Source organism: Streptomyces glaucescens (assembly GCF_002154375.1).
GTDB lineage: Bacteria > Actinomycetota > Actinomycetes > Streptomycetales > Streptomycetaceae > Streptomyces > Streptomyces glaucescens.
Genome location: NZ_MUND01000837.1, coordinates 1 through 7,952, shown reverse-complemented (window position 1 = coordinate 7,952; position 7,952 = coordinate 1). Strand labels below are relative to the sequence as shown.

At 71.9% G+C, this 7,952-nt stretch carries 5 protein-coding genes; 1 reads left to right on the top strand and 4 read right to left on the bottom strand.

Annotation, left to right across the window (positions count from 1 at the left end; genetic code table 11):
- On the bottom strand, positions 1 to 3,732 hold a 3,732-nt coding region (locus CCN42_RS38010; protein WP_086741802.1), incomplete at its 3' end, for a non-ribosomal peptide synthetase.
- A 99-nt stretch (positions 3,733 to 3,831) separates the two neighbouring features.
- Positions 3,832 to 5,643 carry a non-ribosomal peptide synthetase gene (locus CCN42_RS38005; RefSeq protein WP_086741801.1) on the bottom strand — a complete coding sequence of 604 codons (1,812 nt, stop codon included), beginning with the start codon at positions 5,641 to 5,643 and terminating at the stop codon, positions 3,832 to 3,834.
- Positions 5,644 to 5,986: 343 nt separating this feature from the next.
- Between CCN42_RS38005 and CCN42_RS38000 the strand changes: the two genes are divergently transcribed.
- Positions 5,987 to 6,706, top strand: a complete 720-nt coding sequence (locus CCN42_RS38000) for a tryptophan 2,3-dioxygenase family protein (RefSeq protein ID WP_158102194.1) — start codon at positions 5,987 to 5,989, stop codon at positions 6,704 to 6,706.
- A gap of 223 nt (positions 6,707 to 6,929) precedes the next feature.
- Here the strand turns inward: CCN42_RS38000 and CCN42_RS37995 are convergent, their stop codons facing one another.
- Entirely contained in the window at positions 6,930 to 7,418 is a 489-nt protein-coding gene (locus CCN42_RS37995) for a winged helix-turn-helix domain-containing protein (RefSeq protein ID WP_052413614.1), read from the bottom strand.
- 168 nt (positions 7,419 to 7,586) lie between these two features.
- Positions 7,587 to 7,814 (bottom strand): MbtH family protein, encoded by a 228-nt coding sequence (locus CCN42_RS37990; protein WP_086741799.1) that lies wholly within the window; start codon positions 7,812 to 7,814, stop codon positions 7,587 to 7,589.
- Positions 7,815 to 7,952 lie beyond the last annotated feature (138 nt).

Below are 7,952 nucleotides of genomic sequence, written 5' to 3'. Positions count from 1 at the left end.
CGACTGTGCCTGGGCGAGCGCCGGCTGGGAGGCACCGAGCAAGGTGTACCCGACGGCGTCCGGGGCGAGTTCGGTGAGCAGCCGCGCGGTGCCGCGACCGCCGGTCACGTCCCACTCCGCCACGGCGGGCGGCGTGGCGGCACCGGTCCCGCGCGCCCGCAGGTCGTCCGCGACGGCCCCGAGGCAGTGGGCCGTCCCCGGCGTCGAATCGTTGAGGGCCTCCGGGGCCAGGACCGGATCGTCCAGGAGCGCGGTGGCGTCGGCGTCGCCGGAGAGGATGGCGGTGCAGAGCGGTCCGGCCCACTCCAGGGCGGTGGCGACGGCTTCGAGGCTCGTGCCGTGCGTGGCCTCGCGGACCTGCTTGATCCAGCCCGCGTCCGTGACGTCGTCCCACCGGGGGCCGTGCTCGTACGTCCCGTCGGCGGCCCGGGCCAGCACGGAGCGCTGGGCGAGGTACTGCAGCCATAGGTCGGCCACCGGGCGCTGTCCGGCGCACACGGAGGTGCGCCGCGCCGTGGCGCCGCCGGGTCCGACGAGCGGTGCGACGACACCGGCCAGCAGCACCTCGACCAGCCGGTGTTCGTGCAGATGCGGATCGGACGGGGCGGTGGGGTCGGCAGCGGGCGGCAGGAAGCCGCTGCCCGGCCGCTCGGCGGCTCCCGCGCCGTCCGCGTCCGCCCGGGCACGGTCACGGTCCGGCGCCGGGGACCGCTCGACCAGGGCGGCGACCAGTTCCCTGCGCCCTTCGGTCAGCGGCACGGCCACGGCCTGCGCCACCTCGGGGTGCGCCTGGAGACAGGCCTCGATCTCGCCCAGCTCGACCCGGAAGCCGTTGATCTTCACCTGGTGGTCGAGGCGCCCGAGGAACTCCAGGTTGCCGTCGGGCCAGTAACGCCCGAGGTCGCCGGTGCGGTACCAGCGTTCGCCGTCCCGCTCGGGGAAGCGGGCCGCGGTCAGCTCCGGATCGCCCCGGTAGCCGAGCGCGACACCGGTACCGCCGATCCACAGCTCGCCGGGCACCCAGTCGGGGCAGTCCCGGCCGCGGCCGTCCACCACGCGGAACTTCTGGTTGCGCAGCGGCTTTCCGTACGGGACGGACCGCCAGCCGTCCGGAACCGAGTCGACCTCGTAGGCGTTCGACCAGATGGCGGCCTCGGTGGCGCCGCCGAGCGCGATCAGCCGGCAGTGCCCGCCGGAGGCGCGGGCCAGCCGGCCGGGCAGGTCGAGCCCGATCCAGTCGCCGGACAGCAGGGCCAGGCGCATGCTGTCGGGGAGCCGAGCGTCGTCGGCGGCGGTCAGCAGCATGTCGAGCAGGGCGGGGACGGTGTTCCAGACGGTCACTCCGTGCCGTCGGCACAGCGCCAGCCACTCGTTGGCGTCCCGCCGGCCGGACTCGGGCACCAGGACGGCGGCGCCGCCCACCGCCAGGAATCCGAAGACGTCCCACACCGACAGGTCGAAGTCCAGCGCGGACACCGCCAGCACCCGGTCGCCGGACCCGATCCCGAATCGCTCGTTGACGTCCTCGACGGTGTTGACCGCGGCCCGATGGCTGACCTCGACGCCCTTGGGCAGTCCCGTCGAACCCGAGGTGAAGATCACGTAGGCGGTGTCGCCGGGGTCGGCGGGCGCCGGCGCGCTCAGCGGGGACGCGAGCAGCGCCTCGTCGATCGCCAGAACCTCGGCGCCGGTCCCGGCGGACTCCAGCCGACCGCTGCCGTCCAAAATCACCCGGGCGCCGCTGAGTTCGAGGATGCGGGCCCGCCGCTCGGCCGGCTGGTCCACGCCGATCGGCACGTACGCGGCGCCGGCGGCCAGCACGCCCAGCACGGCCGCGATCTGCCGCGGGCCCTTCGGGGCGATCACGGCGACGTACGACCCCCGGCCGACGCCGCGCTCCGTCAGCGCTCCCGCGACGGCCAGGGCGTGCCGCGCCAGCTCGTCGTGGGCCAGCTCGTCCTGCTCGCCCCACAGCAGGGCGGGCCGTCCGGCCCGGTCGCCGGCTCGCTCGAAGAACGTGGTGTGCAGGAGGTTGCCGGTCAGCGGACGGGTCCGCGCGTTGACGGCCGCGCGGCGCTCGCGCTGCTCCGCAGGGAGCGGGATCCGCGGCGCCGCGGTGTCCCACCCGCCGGTCAGCAGGCCGCGGACCAGCGACTCGTAGGCCGCCGCCATCGCGTCCAGCATGCCGTCCGGGAACAGCTCCTCGACGGCGTCCCACACCAGCAGCACCCCGCCGTCGCGGGTGCGGTAGACCTGGTGGTCGAGCCAGATCTGCGGCGTCTGGGAGATCATCCAGGACGCCTCGCCGAAGCGGGCCTGGAACGCGTCCGGCACCAGCGGCGCGGACAGGTCGCAGGCGAAGACGACGGGGGCCGTGCGCGGCGCGTCCACGTCGGTGCGGACGAAGTCGCGCAGCACGTCGACGCCGGAGTAGGCGGCGTGGCCGATGTCCTCGTGCATCTGCTTCTGCAGGGTGCGGGCGCGGTCGGCGAAGCTCTCGCCGGAGAGGTCGACCTCGACCAGCACCAGGCCGGTGAAGTCGGCGACGACACGGTTGATCTGCGGGTGCGCGTCGAGGTCGCGGTCGAACAGCGGCAGGTTCAGCAGGAACCGCTCCTCGCCGCTCCACCGCCCCAGCACCATGGCGAACGCGGTGGCCAGCACCACGGAGGGTGTCAGGCCCGCCTCGCTCGCCCGCCGTTCCATCAGCCGCCACTCGTCGGCCGTGAGCCCGCAGGAGCGGCGGACGAACCGCGGTACGGCGACGGCTTCCGGGTCGGCCGCCAGCGGCAGCTTCGGTCCGCCGGGCAGCGACGGCAGCCGCTGCTGCCAGTACTCCCGGGCCCGCTCGCGCTCCGCGGCGCGCACGGTGTCCTGGTGGGCGAGGTACTGGCCGAAGGTGTAGGTGAGGTCGTCGAGGGCGCCCGGGTCGTCGTAGAGGGCGGCCAGGTCGGCGAGCAGGACCCGGATGCTGGCGAGGTCGGCGGCCAGCAGGTCGACGTTGAAGTGGAGCCGGTCCACCGCGTCCGGGAGCAAGGTCAGCTGGACGTCGATGACCTCGCCGCGGGCGACGTCCAGACGCCGGTGCGACAGCCGGTCCCGCAGGGCCTGGGCCGTCTCCATCGCCTCGTCGGCCGCGACGCCGCGCAGGTCGCGGACGGTGACGCCCGGCCACGGGGACCGCGGCAGGACGCGCTGGGTGGCGTCGTCGGCGAACGCCACGCGCAGCATGGGGTGCCGTTCGATCAGGGCGCGCACGGCTCGTTCGAGACGCTCCGGGTCCACCTGGGCCGTGTCGAACTCCAGGTAGGCGTGACAGCTGACCCCGCCGAGCGTCTGGTCGTCGTCCCGGCCGATCAGATACGCCTGCTGCACGGCCGTCAGCGGGAAGGGCCGGTCCGCCCGGTCGTCGGGCTCCGGCTCGGCGACCCGCGGCTGCGGTGCGGGGGCCGTGCCGGCGCCCGCACCGAGCAGCTCGAACCACGCCGCCAGCCGTGGGTCGTCGGACAGCTGGGCGAACTTGACGTCGGTGCCGGCCCGGCTGAGGCGGTTCGCCAGGCGCATCATCTCCAGCGACTGCAGGCCGAGTTCGAAGAGGTTGCTGTCGTCGTCCGCCGCGGTCAGCTCGATGCCCAGCAGCTCGGACACCATACGGCGCACGGTGTCCGGGTCCGTCCCGGCGGGCGTGGCGCCGGGAGCCCCCGCGCCGCGGTCAACATGGTCCGATGACATTTCCAAGCTCCCTTGCACGCTTTCGACTCCGCAGCGTCGTGGTGAACGAAGGTCCCCGAGGCTTCCCGAAGCCGGGGAAGGAACGGAACGGCCCGGCCGTCAGGCCCGCTCGGCCTGGTGCGGCGGGCCGGCCTGCTGGGCCTGCCGGGCCTGTTCGGCGGTCCGCGCCAGCTCGCCCAGGGTCTTGGCCTCGAAGATCGACCGCATCGGCACGATCACGCCCAGCTCCTTGCGCATCCGGCTGGCCAGCTTCGCGGCGAACACCGAATGGCCGCCCAGATCGAAGAAGTTGTCGTCCGGCGAGGCCTCGGGAACCTTCAGGGTCTCCCGCACCATGGCGCACAGGGTCTGCTCGAAGGAGCCCGTGCCGTTCGCGCCGGCCACCGCGGGCGCCGGCGGGAGGCCGGCGGTGGAGCGCGCCGCCCGCTCGGCGAGGGCCTTGCGGTCGAGCTTCCCGTTCAGCAGGGTCGGGAACCGGTCCAGCCGGACGATGCTCGACGGCACCATGTGCTCGGGGAGGGCACGGCGCGCGTACTCGCGCAGTTCCGCCTCGGCAACCGCCTGGCGGGCCGATGTCTTGACGTAGGCGACGATGTGCTCGGTGCTGACGTCCTCACCGCCGACCACGGCGACGACGATCTCCACGGCGGGGTGGCTCTCCAGGCGCGCCTCGATCTCGCCGAGCTCGATGCGGAAGCCGCGGACCTTCACCTGGTTGTCGACTCTGCCGGTGAAGTACAGCTCGCCGTCGAGGCCGCGCCGGCCGCAGTCGCCCGACCGGTACATCCTGCTGCCGGGCGGGCCGTAGGGGTCGGCGACGAACCGGGCGGCGGTCAGGCCCGGACGGTTCAGGTAGCCGCGGGCGACCCCGCTCCCCGCCAGGAACAGTTCGCCCTCCCGGCCGTCGCGGAGGTCTCGCAGCCGCTCGTCGAGCACGTAGACCGCGCCGCCGTCCCACGGCGTGCCGATCGTCACCTCCTCCTGGAGGCCCTCGATCGGTCCGCCGATGGACGCGCCGACGGTCACCTCGGTCGGGCCGTAGGCGTTGTAGAGGCGCCTGCCCTTGGACCACTCCTCGGCCAGGGACCGGGTGCAGACGTCGCCGGTGGAGGTGATCGTGCCGTCGGCCAGCAGTCCCTCGCTCTCGGTGATGCCCAGCGCGACGGGCGGCAGGACCGCGTGGTCGACCTTGTGCCGCAGCATGGTCTCGCGCAGCGACTCGCCCGGCATCAGCTCGTGCTGCTCGGCCATCACGAGGGTCGCGCCGTGCAGCAGGGCCAGCGTGAAGTCCCAGAACCAGGCGTCGAAGCTGAAGGACGCCCACTGCAGTACGCGCTCACCGGGACCGACTCCGTACAGCCGCGCCTGGGTGGAGACCAGGTCGGCCACGCCGGTGTGGCTGACCGCTACGCCCTTGGGCACACCGGTCGAACCGGAGGTGTAGATGACGTACATCAGATGGGCGGGGGTCAGCGGGGCGATCCGCTCGCCGTCGGCGACGTTCTCCCCGGACTCCCGCTCGCAGGCGGCCTCGAACAGCGGGTCGTCGAGCACGGCCTCCGGCACGCCCAGGTCCAGGGAGGCCACGCTCTCCGTCCGCAGCAGCAGGACCGGCCGCGCGTCCACGACCATGTGTGTCAGCCGCTCGGCCGGATAGGTGGGGTCCAGCGGCAGGTAGGCACCGCCGGCCTTCAGCACGGCGAGCACCGCGATGATGAGCCGGGTGGACCGGGGCACCGCGATCGCGACGAGGGAGTCCGGCCCCACGCCGGAGGCGATCAGCCGCCTGGCGAGCCGGTTCGCCCTCGCGTTCAGCTCCGCGTAGTCGACGACGGATTCTCCGAAAACGACCGACGGAGCATCACCCGACTTGGCAACCGTGGACTCGAATAGCTCCGCAACAGTATTCAACGCCGCTCCGCCTCCGACAGAGAGTCCAGCATGATGGATACGCGAATTGATGGGCGGTCATGGCGACCGCGGGTTCTGGGACGCCCGCCGGGACCGCCATCGTGCTGGTAACGGTCATCACGATGACATGGGGCCGGACCGGCCCGCGGGGCCGTGAAAGAACTCTTTCCTCGGGGTTCACGAGCCCGCCGGCCACCCCATAATGAGGCGGTGCCCGGCAACGCTGCTCCGCTGCCCGGCCGGTTCGGCGCAGCCGTCGTATGGATGCCTCAGGCCACGAGCGATCGAGTCCGACTCCGCGAGTCGACGATCGTCGAGTGCGTCACGGAGAGAGGGAATCAAAGTGACCGATGACGTGACCTATCAGAACTATCTCGAGCTGGATACTTTGCTGTCCCTCCAGAAACCCCGTACCGCTGATTCCGCGGATATGAAGTCCATTGTTCTGTCAGAGCAGTTCTTCATCATCGCGCACCAGGCGAGCGAACTGTGGCTGCGGCAGGTGATCGCCGACCTGGAAGCCGTCATCGACGCGTTCACGACGACCGACGACACGTCCAACGCGGAGTGGATCGTCGACCTTCTGCAGCGTGCCGCGAAGCTCATCGAGGTGCTGCACACCCAGCTGACCGCCCTCGACCGGCTGCCGCTGGGCGACTTCGCCATGTTCCGTCAGTCTCTCGGCACGGCGAGCGGTGCGCAGTCGGAGCAGTTTCAGCGGCTGGCCCGGCTCGTCGGCAACGCCGAGCAGGACGGTCCGCTGTACGAGTCGTTCACCGCCTGGGTGACCCGGTCCGGGCACACCGTGTCCGGCCTGGCGCGGCGGGGCATCGACGCGGATGTCTACTACCGGATCATCGAGGCCCTGCTCGACCTGGGCAACGGCTACTGGCGCTGGCAGGTGGGTCATGTCAGCATGCTCACGAAGATCATGGGCAGCCATTCCGGGACCGGCGGCACCTCGGGCGCCGACTACTTGCTCAGCCGATGTTCGCTCCCCTTCGGCGAGCTGCGCGAGCTGCGCAGCCAGGCGCACGTCGGGCTCAGCGTCGCGACGTCGTGACCCGAACGGCCGGCCGGGTCGGGCGACGGCGGCACGGTCTGCGCCCGCGCCCGCTCGACCCGGTCGCCGCCGCTCGCAACCGGTGTGCGCTCGCCGTCCTAGGGTCTGTCTGACAATTCCCGTCGTCCTCCCGGAGGGCGGGCCCCGTGGCGTCCGGTGCGTGCGAACGCGGCGAGCGTGCGTGCCATGCGCCACGGGGCGGGCGGGAATTGTCAGACAGGCCCTAGAGGGGTTCGAGGACGAAACCGCGTCCCCACACGTTGCGCACCGCAAGTCCCACGACCTGCAGACGACGGCGCAGGCGCATCACGTGCAGGTCCAGCGCGTTGCTGGACGAGCTGGATCCGGAGTGTTCCAGGATCTCCCGCAGCTCGGTCCGGTAGATGATCTGGCCGTAGCGGGCGACCAGCGGTGCCAGCATCTCGCACTGCGTCAGTGAGAGCGTGACGGAGGAGTCCTTGAAGTAGAGGATGCCCGCCGGGTCCAGCACCGGTTTCGACTTGAGCACGGCCCGGGCTGCCAGCTGGCGGACGCGGGCCTGGAGGTCTTCCTGGACGATCGGGGGCCGCACCCAGTCCTCGTAGAGGCTCAGCTGGTCCGGCGGCGGCGCGCCGTGCTCGACGACCAGCAGACAGAGATGCCCCCGGACTTTACATTGTTCGCGTATCTCGCTCTCCGCAGGCCAGCGGACGAACTTGACCCGATTCTTCACATCTGCCGTCACAGGTATCCCCCAAGCAACCTTGTCCGTTGAAATCGAGAAACAGGATTCTCAACCGCACCGTTTTCCAGTCAGCCGTCGACGTGCCATCGGATCAGCACACATCACCCCGGCGACGCGCGGCGCCTCCCCGAGCGCCGCGCCTCGCCCGTTCCCTCCTCACGCCGGCAGTCCGTCGCCGCGGGCCATCGCGTCCCGCAGGCTCTTCGGCCGCATGTCCGTCCACGTCCGGTCGATGTAGCCGATCACCTCGTCCCGGGCCGCGGGGCCGTACACGGCCCGCCAGCCCTCGGGCACGGCGATGTCCTGCGGCCACAGCGAGTACTGCTCCTCGGCGTTGCACAGGGCGAGGAAGTCCCGGCTGTCGTCGTCGAATGGATTAGGCATGGCGTACAGCCCCCTCGGTGAGTGGTTCGGTGAGCGGAAAAGGCCGTGCGGAGTCCGCCTCGGTGATCGAGCGGAGTGTCCGGGGGTCGATGCGCCCCGCCGGCGCCGGCCTCGGGGCGGGATGTCAGCTTCGGCGGA